Below are 19,000 nucleotides of genomic sequence, written 5' to 3'. Positions count from 1 at the left end.
GCATCGCGCCATCCTCACACGCGTTCGCCGACGATCCTGCCGTCCAGCAGGTGCACGACCTTGTCGCAGCGCCCCGCAATGTCGGGGTCGTGCGTCGCGAGGATGACGGTCACGCCGTGCTGCTCTCGGAGCCGCAGGATCTGGTCGGCGATGGCGTCGCCGGTCGCGCGGTCGAGGTTGCCGGTCGGTTCATCGGCCAGCAGTAGGCGGGGCTGGTTGATCAGCGCACGCGCGATCGCGACGCGCTGGCGCTCACCGCCGGAGAGCTGCGAGGGCAGCGAGTCCCCGCGGTCGCGAAGGCCGACGTCACGCAGCAGTTGGTCTGCCCGCTGATGTCTCCAGCCGCGGGTGTCGCGGTACGGGATCGTGGGCAGTAGCACGTTGTCGCGGGCGGTCATCGCCGGCAGCAGTGCGAAGTTCTGGAATACGAAGCCGACGGTTCGGCGGTATCGGACGAGGTCGCCCTGCGACAACCGGGTGATGTCCTGGTCATCGACGTGGATCTGCCCACGGCCGGGACGGTCCATGCCGCCGACCAGGTGCAGCAGCGTCGACTTGCCGGAACCCGACGGCCCGACCAGTGCGATGACCGACGACGAGTCGACGTCCAGGGCAACGCCCTGGAGGGCGTTCACGGTGACGCCGCCGGGCGTGACGTACTGCTTGGTCAAGTCGGTGGTGCGCAGTTGGTATCCGCTGCGCACCACCGAGTCCGTGCCCTCGATTGCCAAACTCACCTCACCTCAGCATGTGGTGGTGAGGCAGGTTCCGGGTCGAAGCAGCGAGCACGAGAGCGTCCACCACGGGGCCTCCGCAGGAGAGAGGGTCGAGGGGTTCGTAGCATGAACTCGGCACTCCGTCAAATTGCCAATCGTTACCTCCGCTACGTTGCCCGCGCTGACTCGGTTGACCACGCTGTATAGCGACGGCGGAGGCAGGTGGTCGGCATGGTGCGGCTGGCGGTGGCACAGATCCTGCGCCGCCCGGCTCGCAGCATGGCGGTGGTGGCCGCGATCGTGGTGGCCGCGGTGGCGTTCTCCTTGCTCACCTCGGCGGTGGCGCAGTCGCGACTCGAGGTTGAGGGAACGGTCCAGAGCAACTATCGGGCGGCCTACGACATCTTGGTGCGACCGGCCGGATCGCGGACGGACTTGGAGCTGTCGGATCAGCTGGTTCGCCAGAACTTCTTGTCCGATGTCTTCGGCGGAATCAGCATGCGGCAGTACCGTCGGATCAAGGCGATGCCCGGTGTGCAGGTCGCGGCCCCGGTGGCGATGATCGGCTATACGCTGCCGAGCCTGTACCTGCCGGTCAAGGCGAACGACCTGGTCGACGGCGACGAGCAGCAACTGTTCCGGATCGAGATGTCGGCGGTGACCGACCGCGGCCTGTCGCGCTATCCGCCGGACAGGCTGTACGCGTATCTGACCGGCCAGCCCTTCGCCAAGGATCGACGCCAACTGGATCCGGTGACGGGTCGGATGGTCGACGTGTGCGCGCGCTTCGCTGACCACGCACCGACGGCAACGTCGGCGTTCGACCGTCGCGATGTCGGCATGACGTGCCAGTCGTCGGCGACACCGGTGCGGTACGAGACCGGTGTCGGGATGCGGAAGGGAGACGTCGGGATCTGGATTCGGTATCCATACCCGTTGTTGCTGGCGGCGATCGATCCGGCCGCCGAGGCTGCGCTGGTCGATCTCGACGACACGGTCGTGGATGGCCGCTACCTGCGCAGCTCGGACACGACGCGGACGCGGGCGGCCGCACCGGGTGACCCGGACAGCCTGCGCTACCGGCAGGTGCCGGTGATGATGGCCGACCGGACCGTGATCGACGAACGGCTGGCGGTGCGGATACAGCGGCTCGCGCTGGACGACCAGGATGCGGTTCCGGGTCGGCTGGCCCGCAGCGGTGCGATCCGGTGGCTCGCGGGCCTGCCCGCGGAGGCTACCCAGAGCTACAGCATGGACGCCGGCGATCTGTATCCACGGCTACTGGACGAGTTCCGCGCACAAGACGTGAACCAGCAGAGCGCGCAGTATTGGGACACCGGTCCGGTCACCTACACCCGCGACGAAGACACGGGACGTCTCGAGCCCGGCGTTCGGCGGAACCCGAGGACCACCTGGATCGAGCCGCTCTTCGGCTCCGGCTTCTACGCCCCGCAGGCCAGCGGCGATGTCGGTTTCCGCAAGTTGACCGAGCACGCGGCCAGCAACGAGATCATCGGCGAGACCCTCGCGGCGCCGACCATGCGTGCCATCGGCACGTACGACCCGACCGCGATCCGCGGCTTCAGCCGGCTCGCGAAGGTGCCGCTGACCACGTATGCGCCGCCGTCGGCCGTCCCGGCCGACGGCGAGGCGGAACGCCTGCTTGAGGGGCGACCCCTGCTGCCGAACAACAACCTGGCCGGCTACCTGCAGCAGCCACCGCTCCTGCTGACCAACCTGCGCTCGATCACCGAGTTCACCGACACCAGCGCCTACACCAACGTCACCACTGCGCAGGCGCCAATCAGCGTGATTCGAATCCGCGCCGCCGGCGTGACGGGTCCAGACGAGACCAGCCTGGAGCGGGTCCGCGTGCTCGCCGAGCGGATCACCCGCGAGACCGGGCTCGATGTGGACATCACCATCGGCAGCTCACCCCGTCAGCAGCTCATCGAGCTGCCCGCCGGCAACGCCGGCCGGCCCGCGCTGTCCCTCTCGGAGGGGTGGAGCCGCAAAGGGGTCACCATCGACTTGTTGTCTGCCATCGACCGCAAGAGCCTGTCGCTGTTCCTGCTCGTGCTCGTCGTCTGCGGCCTCTCCCTGCTCAACGCCACCACCGCCGCGGTCCGCTCCCGCCGCCGCGAGCTCGGCGTGCTCTCCTGCCTTGGCTGGCCGGCGCGCCACATCTTCGGCCTTTTGCAGCTCGAACTCGCCGTGATCGGGGCCCTCGCTGGACTCGGCGGCACCGCTCTCGCATACCTGCTGATCCACCTCCTCGACCTCACGGTCGACACCTGGCGGATCGCGCTCATCACCCCCGTCGCGGTAGCCATGTCCGTCACCGCCGGGCTGCTTCCGGCGTGGCGCGCCTGCCGCGTCGCCCCGGTGGAGGCAACCCGAGCCCTGGTCCGCCCGCCCGGACGGGCACACCGGATCGGCTCGATCACCCAGATGGCCGTCGCCAACACGACCCGCACTCCGGGCCGCATGCTGCTCGGCACCGCCAGCCTGTTCGTCGGCGTCGCCGCCTTGGCCGTCCTGTTCGCCATCCAACAGGCGTTCCACGGCGACGTAGTCGGCACCTCGCTCGGCGAGGCCGTCGCGATCCAGGTCCGCGGCGTCGACCTCTTCGCAGCCGTCCTCACCATCGCGCTCGGCGCGTTCGCGGTCGCCGACGTCGCCTACCTCAACATCACCGACCGAATCGGCGAGATCGGCACCCTGAGATCCTCTGGCTGGGCCGAACGACACCTCCGCCAGCTGTTCGCCACCGAAGGCGCGATCATCGCAGCCATCGGCACCCTCACCGGCGCGATCCTCGGCATCACCATGGTCGCCATCCTCCTCCCCCTCGACTGGGCCAACGCCCTGCGCGCCGGCGCCGCGGCCACAGGGATCGGACTCGCGGCCGCGGCCATCGCCCTCTGCGCCCCCATCAGCCGCCTCGACCGCTACGCCCCGGCCCAAGCCATCACCACCGAGTGACCTACCTCCCGAGAAGTGCCGGCGCTGATCCCCGAGAACTCATTCCCAGGACGGCGCGTGGTCGCCTGGAGCCCGCCAGTCGGCCCGGCGACGACCCGGACGAGGTCGATCCAGTATCGATCACGGCGTCGCGACTCGCCGCCTACGAAGGGTGGGTGACACTCTCCCACTGCCCGCTGACCGGACTCCGGGTTCGCAGACCCTGGGGCCGCAGTCTAGGTTGAGAGGGTGACTGAATCTCTCACCGTCCGCGACAACCGCACCGGACAGGAGTACGAGGTCCCGATCACCGACGGCACCATCAAGGCCGCGGATCTGGGCAAGATCAAGACCGACGACGAGACCCCGGGCCTGGCCGTCTACGACCCCGGATTCGTGAACACGGCCTCCTGTCGCAGCTCCGTCACCTACATCGACGGCGACCAGGGCATCCTGGAGTACCGCGGCTACCCGATCGAGCAGCTCGCCGAGAAGTCGACGTTCCTCGAGGTGGCCTATCTCCTCGTCCACGGCACGCTCCCCACCAAGGCGGAGTACGAGGCGTGGGTGCACGAGATCACCTACCACACGTTCGTGCACGAGAACGTCAAGGAGTTCATGCAGGGCTTCCGGTACGACGCGCACCCCATGGGGATGCTGATGGCGTCGGTCGGGGCCCTGTCGACGTTCTACCCCGACGCGCGCAACATCGGCGACGCCGACAACCGGCACATGCAGATCGTCCGGATGATCGCGAAGATGCCGACCCTGGGCGCCTGGTCGTTCCGGCACGCGCAGGGCAAGCCGTTCGTCTACCCGGACAACGAGCTCAGCTACACCGCGAACTTCCTCTCGATGCTGTTCAAGATGAGCGAGCAGAGGTTCGACGCCGACGAGCGCCTGGTCCGGGCCCTCGACGTGCTGTTCATCCTGCACGCCGACCACGAGCAGAACTGCTCGACCAACGCGGTCCGCTCGGTCGGCTCCTCGCAGGTCGACCCCTATTCCGCGGTCGCCGCCGGCGTCGGCGCCCTCTTCGGCCCGCTGCACGGCGGCGCCAACGAGGCGGTCCTGCGGATGCTCAAGCGCATCGGCAGCAGGGAGAACATCCCCGCGTTCATCCAGGGCGTGAAGGACGGCAACGAGCGGCTGATGGGCTTCGGCCACCGGGTCTACAAGAACTACGACCCGCGCGCCACGATCATCAAGAAGGCCTGCGACGACGTCTTCGAGGTCACCGGGGTGAACCCGCTCCTCGAGATCGCCCAGGAGCTGGAGAAGATCGCGCTGGAGGACGAGTACTTCGTCAAGCGCAAGCTCTACCCCAACGTGGACTTCTACTCCGGCCTGATCTACGAGGCGTTCCAGTTCCCGCCGGAGATGTTCACCGTCCTGTTCGCGATCGGCCGCACCCCGGGCTGGCTGGCCCAGTGGTCCGAGCTGGTCCAGGACAAGGAGCAGAAGATCGCCCGCCCGAAGCAGATCTACACCGGCGACCGCACGCTGGAGTTCGTGCCCGCTGCCGAGCGCTGGGCCTGAGCTCGCTCGGGCAGCGCGCGACTGCGCCCGTGAGCGAGCGCGCCGCGCTCCGCGCCCTGCTGCACGAGGTGCTGCGCGCGGAGACCGGCGCGACCAACGTGGCCCGGCTGTGCCCACGGTGCGGCAGCGCCGCCCACGGCCGCCCGCGCGTGCTGGGCGCGGACGTCCACGTCTCCCTCTCGTACGCCGGCCGGCTCGGCGTGGTCGCGTGGAGCGGCGCCGGCCCCGTGGGGATCGACGTGGCCGAGGAGGGGCCGCCGGTGGGCGAGTTCGGCGACCGCCGGGCCTGGACGCGCATCGAGGCGCTGCTCAAGGCCACGGGGGAGGGCCTCCACCGCGACCCACGAGACCTGCCCGACCTGCCGACCCGGCCGCTCGACCTGCCGCCCGGCTACGTGGGCACCGTGGCCGGGACGGAGGTCAGCTGGCGGGCAGTACCGGCAGCCGGGCGTCGTACAGCCACGGCCTGAGCAGCGCGCGCACGTCGCTGCCGGTGCGGTCGCCGGCGTAGGCGAGGAAGTCGTCGGTCGTGACCGAGGCGCCCGTGTGGTCGGCGACCCAGCCGCGCAGCAGGTCGAAGAACGCCCCGTCGCCGACGGTCAGCCGCAGCGCGTGCAGCGCCAGCGCGCCGCGCTTGTAGACCCGGTCGTCGAACATCAGCTCCGGGCCGGGGTCGGCGAGGACCAAGTCCTGCCCGAGGCCGGAGAGCCGCTCCCAGTGCCGGCGCGCGTGCACGGCTGCGGGCTCGTCGCCGGCGCGCTCGGACCAGAGCCACTCGGCGTAGCAGGCGAAGCCCTCGTGCAGCCAGATGTCGCGCCAGCGGGCGAGGGTGACCGCGTTGCCGAACCACTGGTGCGCGAGCTCGTGCGCGACCAGCCGGGTGGCCTCCCAGTCGCCGCGGACCAGGTTGCGCCCGAAGGTCGACAGGCTCTGCGACTCCAGCGGGATCTCGAGGTCGTCGCCGGTGACGACGACCGCGTAGCCCGGGAACGGGTAGGGGCCGAAGAGGTCGACGAAGGCGTCCATCATCTCGTGCTGGCGCCCGAACGCCGCGACGAACGCCTCCGGCGACAGGTCGCCGGGCGCCATGATCCGGACGGGTACGCCGGTGGCCGGCTCGGCCGGCGGACGCCACTGCGCGTAGCGGCCGATCTGCACGGTGGCGAGGTAGGTCGCCATCGGCTCGGCCTGCTCGTGGACCCAGGTCTCGGTGCTGCCGCCCTGCGTCCGCTCGGCCAGCACTCCGTTGGAGACGACGGCGTAGCCGGCGTCGGTGGTGACCGCGATCCGGTAGGACGCCTTGTCGTCGGGGCGGTCGTTGCAGGGGAACCACGTCGGCGACCCGTGCGGCTGGGCCGCGACGATCACGCCGTCGGCCAGCTCCTCCCAGCCGGCGTCGCCGAGGTGCCGGTCGACCAGCGGCCGCGGCCGACCGGAGTAGCGGACCCCCACGGTGAGCTCGGCGCCGGCGGCCACCGGCCGGCGCAGGTCGAGGACGAGACGGCCCGAGCGGGCGGCGTACCGACCGAGGTCGGCGCCGGCGACCCGGACCTTCGCCACGTCGAGGTGCGCGAGGTCGAGCACCAGCCGCCTCGTCTCCGTGGCGGTGACGACCGAGAGCGCGGCGTCGCCGTCGAGGCGGTTGGTCGCGACGGCGTAGGAGAGCTGGAGGTCGTAGTGGCGGACGTGGTAGACCGGGTCGCCGTGTCCCGGGAGGTAGTCGTCGGCGGTGGGCAGCCTCACTGTGCCCAACTCGTTCGGGCCCGACTCATTCGGCCCAGGGCCCGATCGGGTTGCCGATCCACGTCGTCTTGTCCGGCACGGACTCTCCCCTCATCACCAGGCTCACCGGCCCGACCGTAGCGTGCCGCCCGATCCTCGCCGCGGGGAGGATCACCGAGTTCGGCCCCAGGGTGGCGCCGCGGAGCAGCCGGACGGTCTCGGTGGCCAGTACCCGATCGTGGAAGAGATGAGTCTGCACGACGCTGCCCTGGTTGACCGTCGCGCCCGCGCCGAGCCGGACCAGGTCGGCCTCGGGCAGCCAGTAGGTCTCGCACCAGACCCCGCGACCGACCTCCGAGCCCATCGAGCGGAACCACAGCGTCAGCAGCGGCGTGCCGGTCGCCAGCCGGGCGAACCACGGCGCCGCGACCACCTCGACGAAGGTGTCGGCGAGCTCGTTGCGCCACACGAACGAGCTCCACAGCGGATGGCTGCCCGGCCGCACCCGGCCGACCAGCGCCCACTTCGCCAGGGTCGTCACCGCGGCCGCGAGGACGCTGCCGACGACCAGTCCGGCGGCGACCACGGCGAGCATCTGCCACCAGTCGTCGACCGCGAGCGCGGCGACCACCACGCCGCCGTACAGCGCGACGGCGACGAGCACCGGCACGACCCGCGCCAGCTCCCAGAGCGCACGGACCGCCTTGAGGCGCGCCGGCGGCGCGTAGGTCCGGTCGTCGTCCCCGGTCGCAGTGGTACGCCGCAGCGGGGCCGGCGGGCTGCCCAGCCAGGACTCGCCGGCGCGCGCGGCCTTGCGGTGCGGCGCCGCGGAGAGCACCGCGACCAGCGCCCGCTTCGGGACCTTCCGGCCGGGCGCGGCCATCCCGGAGTTGCCGACGAAGGACCGCTTGCCGATCTTCACCCGCTCGACGCGGACCCACCCGCCGCCGAGCTCGTAGCCGCCGATGAGGGTGTCGTCGGCGAGGAAGGCGAGGTCGCTGACGGTGGTCATCGACGGCAGCATCAGCACCGTCGACGCCTCGACGTCGCGGCCGATCCGGGCGCCCAGCAGCCGCAGCCAGACCGGGGTGAGCTGCGAGGAGTAGAGGGGGAACAGCCAGGTCCGCGCCTCGTCGAGCACGCGCATCGTCGCCCACACCTGGAGGCCCTGCCGGCTCCGGACCGGGTGCACGCCGGCCTCGAGCCCGAGCGCGCCGAGCCGGACGGCCGCCACCACCAGCAGCGCGAGCAGCACGAGCGCGACGACGGTCGCGGGCGCCAGCCACGGCAGCAGCGACCACGCGTCGCCGGGGTCGGCGAGCGCGAGGACCGCCCCGCCCACGGCGCCGATCGCCAGCGCCGGCAGCAGGTTGAGGACGGCCGCGACGACGGCGTACGCCGCCACCCAGAGCGCCGAGCCCGACGGCCGCTCCGCCCACGGGCCGCGGGCGCTGCCGGCCACGCGCGCGGCCGGCGCGCCCGACCAGAACTCGCCCTCCGGCACGGTCCCGAAGACCGCCGACCCGGCCGCCACCTCGGCGTCGTCGCCCACGACGGCGCCGGGGCAGAGCATGCTGCGGGCGCCCACCCGGGCCCGCCTGCCGACCCGGACCTCGCCGACGCGCAGCACGTCGCCGTCGACCCAGTAGCCGGTGAGGTCGACCTCGGGCTCGACCGAGCAGCCCCGGCCGAGCCGCAGGAAGCCGGTCACGGGCGGGAGCGAGTGGAGGTCGACCTCGCGGCCGATGCGGGCGCCGAGGAGCCGGGCGTACCAGGTCATGTACGGCGCACCGGCCAGCGCGGTCGCGCCGAGCTGGTCGGCGTACCGCTCGGCGGCCCAGAGCCGCAGGTGCACCCTGCCGCCGCGCGGGTACTCCCCCGGCGTCAGGCCGCGCAGCAGCAGCCGCACGCCCGCGGCGGCGAGCAGCATCCGGCCCGGCGGGGTGAGCAGGACGAGCGCGGCGAGCGCCAGCCAGACCCAGTCGGCCGACGGCAGCCAGTCGACGCCCGCCACCGTGCCCGCGGCGAGCAGCCACACCAGCCAGCGCGGGGCGGCCAGCATGCGCAGCAGCGTCGCGGCGACGACCTGGCCGGCCTGGGTCTTGACCGGGATCGGCAGCACCGGGCGGGCGGTCGCGCGGTCGGGTCCGGCCGCCAGCGTGTCCACGTGGCCGGCCAGCCCGCCGAGCGTGGGGTGGTCGTAGACATCGCCGACCGCGACGTCCGGGTGCGTGCGCCGCAGCAGCGACACCAGCTGCGCGGCGGTGAGACTGCCGCCGCCGAGGTCGAAGAAGTCCTCCTCGCGCGAGGTCACGGCGGCGCCGAGCACCTCGAGCCACAGCTCGGCGATCCGCGCCTCGGTGCCGGTGAGGCCCGAGGCCGCCGGGGCCGGCCCGAGCAGCGGCCAGGGCAGCGCGTCCCGGTCGACCTTGCCGGACGTGCGGGTGGGGATGTCGTCGACCACGGCGAGCCGGGGCACGAGCGCGGCCGGCAGCTCGCGGCGCAGCGTGTCCATCGAGGCGGCGGCGTCGTGCCGCTCGTCGACGGCGACGTAGCCGACCAGCAGCTGGTTGCCCGAGCCGGTACGCCGGACGGCGGCTGCCGCCCCGAGCACCCCGGGCAGCGCCAGCAGGGCGGAGTCGACCTCGCCGAGCTCGATCCGGCGGCCGCCGAGCTTGACCTGGTCGTCGGCGCGGCCGCCGAAGAGCAGGCCGGCCGGGTCGTTCACGACCAGGTCGCCGCTGCGGTAGGCGCGGTCCCAGCCCAGGCTCGGCATCGGGGCGTACTTCTCGGCGTCCAAGGCCGGGTCGAGGTAGCGGGCCAGGCCGACGCCGCCGATGATCAGCTCGCCCGTGGCGCCCTCCGGCACCGGGACGCCGTCGCCGTCGACCACCGCGAGGTCCCAGCCGTCCAGCGGCAGGCCGATCCGCACCGGCCCCTCCCCGGTCACCAGCGCGCCGCACGCGACGACGGTCGCCTCGGTCGGCCCGTAGGTGTTCCAGACCTCGCGGCCCTCCCGGACCAGCCGCGCGGCCAGCTCGGGCGGGAACGCCTCGCCCCCGAGGATCAGCAGCCGCACCCGCGCCAGCGCCTCGTCCGGCCACAGCGACACGAGCGTGGGCACGGTCGAGACGACCGTGACCTCGTTGGCCGCGAGCCAGGGGCCGACGTCCATGCCGCTGCGCACGAGCGCGCGCGGCGCCAGCACCAGGCAGCCGCCGTACCGCCAGGCCAGCCACATCTCCTCGCAGGAGGCGTCGAACGCGACCGACAGCCCGGCCATCACCCGGTCCCGCGGGCCGAGCGGCTCGGCCCGGAGGAACAGCCGGGCCTCGGCGTCCACGAACGCGGCCGCACTGCGGTGGGTCACCGCGACGCCCTTGGGGGTGCCGGTCGAGCCGGAGGTGAAGATCACCCACGCGTCGTCGTCGATGGTCGGCTCCTCGCGCGGTCGCGCCGGCCGCTCGCCGCGGGCCTCGACGGCGAGGTCCGCGCCGATGACGGCGGCGACGTCCGCCTCGCCGAAGACCAGCCGGGCGCGCTCGTCGGGGTCGTCGGCGTCGACGGGCACGTACGCCGCCCCGGCGAGCAGCGTCGCCATGATCGCGATGTAGAGCTCGGTGGTGCCGGACGGCAGGCGGACGCCGACCCGGTCGCCCCGGCCCACCCCGAGCGCGGCGAGCTCGTCGGCGACCTCCTCGGCCGCCTCCGCGAACTCGTCGTAGGTGAGCGTGTCGGCGCCGCTGTCGAGCGCGGTCTCCTCGCCGTGGGCCGCCACGGTCGCGCGGAGGACGTCGACCAGCGTGCGCGGGGCGGGCGCGGCATCGGAACGGAACAGGCTCACTCAGCCGAGCATCACCGAGTCAGGTGAACGGGCGGTGACCGCGTCTCAGCACGTGTTCTCAGCGCTGGACGCGCACCGTCCGCGAGGTCGTCCGGCCGCGGGTCGGGTCGACCCGGACGGTGACCCGGTCGAGCTTCCTGAGCTTGACCTTGCCGGCCCAGGTCAGCTTCAGCCGCGCCGCCGTCGTCCCGCCCGCCTTGAGCCCCACGGTGCCCTTGGCGAGCAGCGCGCCGCGCGACCGCACGGTCAGCGCGCCCCGGCCCGGCATCGACGAGGCGACCCGCACCGCGAACGCGCCGGCGGCGACCCGACCGCTGCCGAGCACGCTGGCCGTCGACGAGCCCGGCCGCACGGTGATCGTGGCGGTCGAGCTGTTGTTGAACGGGTTCGCGTCGACCGACGTCGACGTCACCGTGGCCACGTTGGGTACGACGACCGGGTCGGTCGTGCCCATCCGCTCGGTGGAGGTGCGGTCGCGCAGGCACTGCAGGTCGAGGGTGACCTGCTTGGCCTGCCCGGTGTCGTTGAAGATCCGGAACGCGCGCTCCTTGAGCCGCGGGTCGTTGCCGAAGTGGCGCAGGCCCTTGGGCAGGTCCCAGGTCGCCACGACGCCCTTGGCGTCGTCGGGGCAGGACACCTTGAACTCGTCGCCCTCCTTGGCCGTGAAGCCGTCGACCGTGAAGGTCTTCACGACGTGGGTGAACCGCAGGTCGTGGGTGTGGCCGTAGACCGGGCCGACCGTGGTCCGCAGGCAGCGCGCGCTCAGCGTGACGGTGGTCGGCGCGGCGACGTCGAGGGTGAACCTCCAGTCGCGCGGGCTGCTCTCGTCGTACTCCGAGCCGCGCAGCACCACGCCGCCGGCCGGGGCGTCGAAGCCCGGCGCGACCGGGATCGTGCCCGCCGGGCAGGTCAGCGTGGCGGACTGCTCGCCGGCGGCGTACGTCGCGGTGCTGGTCACCGGGGCCGGGTCGGCCGAGAGCGGGTGCCGGTGGCTGTCGCTGTAGCCGGTCTGGCGGTCCGCCGGCTCGGTCTGGGCCGGCAGGCAGACGATGAACGCCTTGGCCTGCGCGCGGCCGGTGGCGTCGTTGCGGATGACGCCCTTCCAGGTGCCGACGCCCAGGCCGGAGAGCTGCGAGCTGAGGATCTCGATGTCGTCGGCGAGGGTGCCGGTGTCCTGGTCGACCTGGTCGACGCGGAACTGGCCGTCGCTGAGGATGTCGCCGGGGTTGCAGCTGAGCGTGACGCTCTTCTGCTCGCCGGGCTGGAGGTCGACCTGCTGCTCGGCCTTGTACGGCGTGACCCAGTGGTTCGCCTGCGGCTGCGAGACCGGTCCGGCGCCCGCGACCGGGTTGGCGACCACCTTGATCCACAGCGTGGTCGAGGCTCCCGCCGCGAGCGTGCCGACGTTGCAGGTCACCGTGCCGCCGCTCTGCGTGCAGGGCGCGGACGCGGAGTCGAAGGTGACCCCGGCCGGCAGCTGGTCCGTGACGACGACGCCGTCGGCCGGGCTGGCGCCGACGTTCTCGACCAGCAGCGTGTAGGTGACGAAGTCGCCGCCCTGCGGGTTGGAGACCGACGCGGTCTTGGCGATCCTCACGTCGGAGTCGCCGGGCGTGCTGGGCGGGCCGGGCAGGCAGACGGTCGAGGGGAACAGGTTGAGGTGGGTCTCGCGCTGCGAGCTGAAGCTCTTCGCGATCATCTGGCCGATCGTGTGGCCGGCGTTGCCGACGGTCACCGCGGCGTCCGGCGCGAGCACCGTGCCGGCGAACGCCGAGCCGGAGTCGATCTGCACCGATGTGGCGTCCGGGAAGTTCCAGAGGATCCCCGGCCAGCCGGCCGCGGTCTGCTGGCCCGGCTTGACGACGCCGTCGCTGGCCTGGTCCCAGCTCGAGCCCTGCTTGATCAGCATGTTGTTGTTGAACGACGGCGCGGTGCCGGTGACGTTCACGATCACGGTCGAGCCCTGGGGCACGTCGATGCCGACCTGCTTGCTGCCGAGGTCGGCGGCCGCGATCTGGAAGACGTTGAGGTCCGGGTCGGTGCCGGAGAGGACGAGCGTGACCTGGCCGCCGGGGAGCGGGTTGCTGGTCACCGTGGTGGCGGTGCCGTTCGGCGAGTACGCCGCGAACGTCGCCGACGTGGCCCGCAGCTGCGTGAACGCCGTACCGAAGTCCACGGGGTTGCTGGCGAGGTAGCCGGTCCCGGGACCGCCGTTGAAGTTCACGTTGGTCTGCGGGGTGACGTAGGCGCTGCCGCGCTGGAGGTTGAAGGAGCCGTGAGAGCCCGCGACGACCAGGGTCGGCGTGCTGGGTGGCGTGGTCGTCGGCAGGAACGTGCCGACCGTGAAGCCGCTGCCGCTGAAGCTGCCGCCGTAGGCGATGGAGCCCTCGGACTCCGCGCCCCGGTTGCCGTCGGTCTCGACGAACTCGGTCCAGCCGGTGGCGGCGCCCAGCGGGTTCGAGGTCGCCGTGCACGCCACCGGCGTGGTGGCGGCCGCGCCGGTACCACTCGCCTGGAGCACGGCGAGTGCGCCGAGGCCACAGGCGAGGGCGGCGACGATGGCCGGAAGACGAAGCGCGCGCGACACGCGCGAGGACCCAGACGTGCTCATTCGGTCTACCCCCCAGGTAGGTCTGCACCTCCGACGGTGCCAGTCGATCGTGGCGCGCACGGGAGGATCCGCGAAATCGGGGCGGACCGGACTGGACCAGTTGCCCTCGACCTGCTCTCGACGAGGTCGCTCGCGACAGGGGTTCTTCGTCGGCACCAAGCGGGGTCTCAGCAAGGTCACAGACGCCCCCCACACAGTTGCGGCATGACCGACCAGCCGACGACGCCGCCCCCGGGCCACAACCCGTACTTCTCCCCCGCTCCCCTGGGGCCGCCGCCGGAGGGCCCCCCGACCTCGACGCTCCCACCGCCGGAGCGTCCGCGTCGCTCCCGCCGGACCGGGCTCGCGGCCGCGGTCGTCGCGACCGCCCTGGTGGTCGGCGGCGGTGCCGGCGCCGGCGGGGCCGCGATCTGGAGCTCCCTGGACGACGGCGGTTCCGGCGGCGGCAACGGCAGTGGCCCGATCGCGACCTCGCAGGTGGTCGACGCTCCGACCTCTCCGGCGGCCGACGGCTCGGTCGAGGCGGTCGCCGCCAAGGTGCTCCCGTCGGTCGTGAAGATCGACGTCTCCGGCGCCCAGGGCGCGGGCTCCGGCTCGGGCATCATCCTCAGCTCCGACGGCGAGATCCTCACCAACAACCACGTCATCGCGGTGGCCGGCGACAGTGGCTCGATCAGCGTCTCGTTCAACGACGGCTCGACGGCCAAGGCCACGATCGTCGGCACCGACCCGCTCACCGACACCGCCGTCATCAAGGCCCAGGGCGTCTCGGGGCTCACGCCGGCCACCATCGGCAAGTCCGGCGACCTGAAGGTCGGCCAGAGCGTGGTGGCGATCGGCTCGCCGTTCGGCCTCGACTCCACCGTCACCAGCGGCATCGTCTCCGCGCTCGACCGCCCGGTGAACGTCGGCTCCGACAACCAGGGCAACAGCACGACCTACCCGGCCATCCAGACCGACGCGGCGATCAACCCCGGCAACAGCGGCGGCGCACTGACCGACCTCGACGGCAACGTCGTCGGCATCAACTCCTCGATCCGCAGCGCGGCCTCCTCGGAGGGCGAGGCCGGATCGATCGGTCTCGGCTTCGCGATCCCGATGGACGAGATCATGCCGATCATCGACCAGATGCGGAACGGCGAGCAGCCCACCCACGCCCGGCTCGGCATCTCCGTCGCCGACGTGGGCGGTCAGCAGGGCGCCGAGGCCGTCGCCGGCGCGCAGGTGCAGGACGTCACCACGGGCTCGACCGCCGACGACGCCGGCATCGCCAAGGGCGACGTGATCACCAAGGTCGACGACCAGCTCATCACCGGCGCCGACTCGCTCGTCGCCACCATCCGGTCCTACCGGCCCGGCGACACGGTCTCCGTCACCTACACCCGCGACGGCGACACGAAGACCGTCAAGCTCGAGCTGGACTCGGACGCGAACACGTCCAACTCCTGACCTCGTCGGCCCCGAGGAGGGCCGGGCCCCACCGCGCAGGACCGTCTCCGTCGCGCGGTGGGGCCCATTGCCTGCTCAGAGCAGGGCGACCAGGGCGGCGGCGGCGGCGGTGAGGACCCCGGCCAGCACGAACGGTGCGGCGCCACCCATCCCGACGGCCAGGCCGGCCACCGCGGTCCCCGTGGCGGTGCCCGCGTTCGCGCCGACGGTGACCCACGTGCTCGCCTCGGTCCGCTGCTCCGCCGGTACGAGGTCGTCCGCGGTCGAGAAGGCGATGACGTAGACCGGCGACGCGGCCAGCATCCCGGCCGCGAGCACGGCCCCGACCAGCACGAGGCTCGTCGTCACCCCGGCCGCTGCCGCCTGCCCGAGCGCGAGCCAGACGAGGAGCGTCACCAGGGTCCGGCGGGACGGGTCGGCGACCCCCGATCGAGCCCAGACCAGACCGCCGACCACCACCCCGGTCGCCATCGCGGCCTCGATGACACCGGCGACCCCGGGACGCCCTGCCCGGTCGGCCAGCGCCGCAATGCCGACGAACACTGCGGCGCCGCCGGCTCCGAAGAGGGCCAGCGACGCCAGCAGCCCGAGCAGCGGGCGGACGACGGAACGGCGGCCGGGTGCTGCCCGGTCCGGCCCCCGTTCGGCGCGGGCAGCCGGAGGCCGGTACCGCGAGAGCGCCAGTGCGGTCGTGCCGACGGCGACGAGCCCGGCGGCAACCGGCAGCCCGACCCAGGCCGGGCCGAGCGCGAGGACGACGCCGGCCACGATGGGGCCAACGAGGTAGAGCGCCTCCTCGCCCACCGAGTCGAGCGAGTACGCGCGCCGGCGTTGCGGCCCGTCGGCCGCGATCTCCCTCCACTGGGCACGCATCGCGGGACCGAGCGCGGGTCCGGTCAGGCCGAGGAGCAGGCCGAGGACGATCCAGACCCCGGCCGGGAGCGCGGTCCGGGCGAGGACGGCGCCGAACACGAGCGTGGAGGCGTAGCACGCCGCGAACACGGGCAGCACCCGCCGCTGCCCGTAGCGGTCGACGAGCCCTGACTGGACTGGCATCACCAGGGTGGCGAAGCCCAGGGTCGCTGCTGATGCCGCGGCGACGGTGAACGAGCCGCTGGCATCGCGGACGGTGAAGAGGAAGCAGAGCGGGAGCAGGCCGTAGGCCAGTCGGCCCACGAGGGCGAACGCGAAGGTTCGCCCCACTGCGGGGCCGGCCAGCAGCAGGCGGATGCTCCCGGCGTCGGAAACGCCGGTCATGAGGGATCTCCGGAATCGAGAGAGAGACAGATGGACGCAGGGCAGGGCAGCCGGCCGTCACGGGCCGGCTGCGGGCGTCCTAGTGGTTCCGGAGGGTCATGGTCATGACCCTAGCGACCGACCAGGCGCTTCTGGAACTCCCCGAGTCGGGCGACGGGGCGGAAGCCGAGCCGCTCGTTGACCCCGATCATGTGCGTGTTGACCTCGGCGTTGTAGGTCGTCAGCACCTCGATGTCCGGGCGCTCGGCCTGGAGCAGCCGCAGGTTCGCGAGCTTCACGGCGAGGCCGAGCCGGTGCCCGCGTGCGTCGCGGCGCACGAGCGTGCCCCACTGGTAGCCGCGCCCCGGCTCGTGGATCGTCGTCGCGAGGTCGGTGTAGGCGACCAGCTCGCCCGCACCGTCGAGCGCGACGGTGTTGTACTTCCGCCGGCCCTGGCGCTCGAGGATCCGCTCCGCCTCCCGCACCAGCGCCGGGTCGGCCGCCTCGGCCTCGACGTCCAGGCCACCGGTCGGCGCCTCGGTCACCAGCGACGCGGCCAGCCGCGCCCAGCCCTCGACCAGATCCTCGGGCACCGGGCCGACGAAGCTGCGCAGCTCGAAGTCGCGGTGGTACGGCGCCGCCTCGGCCACCATCTCCTCGAGCATGCCGTCGGGGACCGGGAGCCGCAGCTCGCGCATCACGTCGCCGAGCGCGAGGTCGAAGCCGCGCGCGGTCGCGAACCGGGGACCGTCCGCGTCGCCGCCGTCCGGGCCGTCGGCGTACCCCCAGGCCGCCTCGCCGACCAGGATGCTCCGTCCGTGTTCACGGGCCGTCGCCTCCAGGTGGGCCAGCATCGCGGTGCCGTGGCCACGGCGGCGCGCCTCGGGCACGGTGTGCACGGCGACCTCGGCACGGTCGGGGTTGTCCTGGAGCGGCGCGCGCAGGAAGCCGGCTGCCACGACGCGGCCGCCGACGAGGCCCGACCAGCCGAGCTGCAGGTTGCGCTCGCCGGGCTCCTGCATGAGGACGCGGATCTCCTCCAGCTGCCACGGCGAGCCGGCGCCCGACGCGGACTCGGCCCGGAGGTAGGCGTCGTGCCAGGCGTCGAAGGCGTCGCGGTCGAACGGGTCGAGCGGGACGATCTGCAGGTCGGTCATCGGACGCGCCGGACCCTTCCCTCGTCCCAGACGGGACCGTCGGACTCGTAGACCTCGCCGTCCGCGCCGTAGACGAGGAACCGGTCGAAGCCGCGGGCGAACCAGCGGTCGTGGGTCACCGCGAGCACGGTGCCCTCGAACGCGGCGAGCCCGTCCTCCAGCGCCTCGGCCGACTGCACGTCGAGGTTGTCGGTCGGCTCGTCGAGCAGCAGCAGGGTCGCGCCGGACAGCTCCAGGAGCAGGATCTGGAAGCGCGCCTGCTGGCCGCCGCTGAGCGACTCGAACGTCTGCTCCGCGGCGTGCGCGAGCTCGTAGCGGTCCAGCGCCCGGCTGGCCTGCTCGCGGCCCATGCCGTCGCGGCCCCGCCCGTCCGGCCGGCCGTCGCCGCGGTGCAGGACCTCCAGCAGCGTCCGGCCGATCAGCTCGGGGTGCTCGTGGGTCTGCACGAACCAGCCCGGCCGCACCCGCGCGCCCAGGCGCGCCGTGCCCCGGTGCAGCACCGGCTCGATCACGACGTCTCCTACCGGCTCGTGCTCCCTGTCCGGCCGGGTGCCGCCCGCCGCCAGCAACCGCAGGAAGTGGGACTTGCCCGAGCCGTTGGAACCGAGCACGGCCACCCGCTCGCCGTACCAGACCTCGAGGTCGAAGGGCCTCATCAGCCCTCCGCCCCCATCGACAGAGAGCTCGAGCCCCTCGCACACGACCGCGCGCTTGCCCGTGCGGCCACCCGTCAGCCGCATCGTCACCTGCTGCTCGCGCGGCTGCTTCGTCGGCGGCCCGGCCTCCTCGAACTTGCGGAGACGGGTCTGCGCCGCGCGGTACTGCGAGGCCATGCCGTCGTTGTACTCGGACTTGATCTTGTAGTGCAGCACCAGCTGCTTGAGCTTGGCGTGCTCCTCGTCCCAGCGCTTGCGCATCTCCTCGAAGCGGAGGAAGCGGTCGCGGCGCGCCTCGTGGTACGACGAGAAGCCGCCGGGATGGGTCCAGACCGTGTTGCCGGCGCCCTGCCCACCACTGGCCAGCTCGACCGTCACCACCCGGGTGGCGGTGTTGCTCAGCAGCTCGCGGTCGTGGCTGATCATCAGGATCGTCTTGTCCGACTCGCCGATCCGGCCCTCGAGCCAGACCTTGCCGGGCACGTCGAGGTAGTTGTCGGGCTCGTCGAGCAGCAGCACCTCGTCGGGGCCGCGGAGCAGGTACTCCAGCACCAGCCGCTTCTGCTCGCCGCCGGAGAGCGTGCGCAGCTCGCGGTACTTGGCCCGGTCGTAGGAGACGCCGAGGGCGGCCGTCGCGCAGACGTCCCAGGCGACCTCGAGGTCGTAGCCGCCCGCGTCGGCGTACTCGGCCAGCGCGGCGGCGTACCGCAGCTGGGTCCGCTCGTCGTCGGTCTCCATCAGCGCGAGCTCGCAGGCGTCGACCTCTGCCGAAGCAGCGCAAATGCGCGGCGGCGACACCGACAGCAGCAGGTCGGCGACGGTCGGCGACTCGCCGAGCCCGTGTGAGACCAGCTGCCGCATCACGCCAAGCCCGCCGGAGCGGGTGACGACCCCGGCGTGCGGCGTCAGGCCGCCGGCGATGAGGCGCAGCAGGGTCGTCTTGCCGGCGCCGTTCGCCCCCACGAGCGCGACCTTGGCGCCCTCGCCGACCCGGAACGACACGTCGTCGAGCAGCACCCTCCCGTCGGGCAGCTCGTAGCGCACCCCGGCCACGTCCACGTGTCCCACGTCGGAGGATTCTCCGTGATGGGCCCGCGGCGGTCACC

11 protein-coding genes are annotated in these 19,000 nt (G+C 72.7%); 4 read left to right on the top strand and 7 right to left on the bottom strand.

Annotation, left to right across the window (positions count from 1 at the left end; translation table 11 throughout):
* Positions 1 to 14: 14 nt before the first annotated feature.
* Positions 15 to 737, bottom strand: coding sequence for an ABC transporter ATP-binding protein (locus ACYVKX_RS10095; RefSeq protein ID WP_460831523.1), 723 nt, complete (start codon positions 735 to 737; stop codon positions 15 to 17).
* 210 nt (positions 738 to 947) lie between these two features.
* Here ACYVKX_RS10095 and ACYVKX_RS10090 point away from each other — a divergent pair, with 210 nt between their 5' ends.
* The 3 genes from ACYVKX_RS10090 (at position 948) to ACYVKX_RS10080 (ending at position 5,689) form a co-directional block, all read left to right on the top strand.
* Complete coding sequence (locus ACYVKX_RS10090) at positions 948 to 3,701, top strand: ABC transporter permease (RefSeq protein WP_460831521.1); 2,754 nt, start codon at positions 948 to 950, stop codon at positions 3,699 to 3,701.
* A 228-nt stretch (positions 3,702 to 3,929) separates the two neighbouring features.
* Entirely contained in the window at positions 3,930 to 5,219 is a 1,290-nt protein-coding gene (locus tag ACYVKX_RS10085; RefSeq protein WP_460831518.1) for a citrate synthase, read from the top strand.
* A 29-nt stretch (positions 5,220 to 5,248) separates the two neighbouring features.
* Complete coding sequence (locus tag ACYVKX_RS10080) at positions 5,249 to 5,689, top strand: 4'-phosphopantetheinyl transferase family protein (RefSeq protein ID WP_460831515.1); 441 nt, start codon at positions 5,249 to 5,251, stop codon at positions 5,687 to 5,689.
* Here ACYVKX_RS10080 and ACYVKX_RS10075 read toward each other — a convergent pair.
* Genes ACYVKX_RS10075 through ACYVKX_RS10065 form a run of 3 tightly spaced genes read right to left on the bottom strand, consistent with a single transcriptional unit; the run spans position 5,640 to position 13,396 of the window.
* Complete coding sequence (locus ACYVKX_RS10075; protein ID WP_460831512.1) at positions 5,640 to 6,962, bottom strand: M1 family metallopeptidase; 1,323 nt, start codon at positions 6,960 to 6,962, stop codon at positions 5,640 to 5,642. The genes ACYVKX_RS10080 and ACYVKX_RS10075 overlap by 50 nt on opposite strands.
* Before the next feature lie 25 nt (positions 6,963 to 6,987).
* Complete coding sequence (locus ACYVKX_RS10070) at positions 6,988 to 10,785, bottom strand: Pls/PosA family non-ribosomal peptide synthetase (RefSeq protein ID WP_460831510.1); 3,798 nt, start codon at positions 10,783 to 10,785, stop codon at positions 6,988 to 6,990.
* 58 nt (positions 10,786 to 10,843) lie between these two features.
* Entirely contained in the window at positions 10,844 to 13,396 is a 2,553-nt protein-coding gene (locus ACYVKX_RS10065) for a choice-of-anchor A family protein (protein ID WP_460831507.1), read from the bottom strand.
* Positions 13,397 to 13,600: 204 nt separating this feature from the next.
* Between ACYVKX_RS10065 and ACYVKX_RS10060 the strand changes: the two genes are divergently transcribed.
* Positions 13,601 to 14,845: a S1C family serine protease gene (locus tag ACYVKX_RS10060; RefSeq protein ID WP_460831505.1), complete on the top strand. Its 1,245-nt coding sequence runs from the start codon at positions 13,601 to 13,603 to the stop codon at positions 14,843 to 14,845.
* A 75-nt stretch (positions 14,846 to 14,920) separates the two neighbouring features.
* Here the strand turns inward: ACYVKX_RS10060 and ACYVKX_RS10055 are convergent, their stop codons facing one another.
* From ACYVKX_RS10055 to ACYVKX_RS10045, 3 genes are all read right to left on the bottom strand, one after another.
* On the bottom strand, positions 14,921 to 16,102 hold the full coding sequence (locus tag ACYVKX_RS10055; protein WP_460831503.1) for an MFS transporter: 1,182 nt from the start codon (positions 16,100 to 16,102) through the stop codon (positions 14,921 to 14,923).
* A gap of 110 nt (positions 16,103 to 16,212) precedes the next feature.
* A complete protein-coding gene (locus tag ACYVKX_RS10050; protein WP_460831501.1) occupies positions 16,213 to 17,238 on the bottom strand; it encodes a GNAT family N-acetyltransferase in 1,026 nt (341 codons plus the stop codon).
* On the bottom strand, positions 17,235 to 18,962 hold the full coding sequence (locus tag ACYVKX_RS10045) for an ABC-F family ATP-binding cassette domain-containing protein (RefSeq protein WP_460831499.1): 1,728 nt from the start codon (positions 18,960 to 18,962) through the stop codon (positions 17,235 to 17,237). The genes ACYVKX_RS10050 and ACYVKX_RS10045 overlap by 4 nt, the downstream gene beginning before the upstream one ends.
* Between the last annotated feature and the right edge of the window lie 38 nt (positions 18,963 to 19,000).

The organism is Nocardioides hungaricus, from assembly GCF_054782915.1.
The sequence above is the reverse complement of the archived record's forward strand: the minus strand, read 5'-3'. Positions and strand labels throughout refer to the sequence as shown.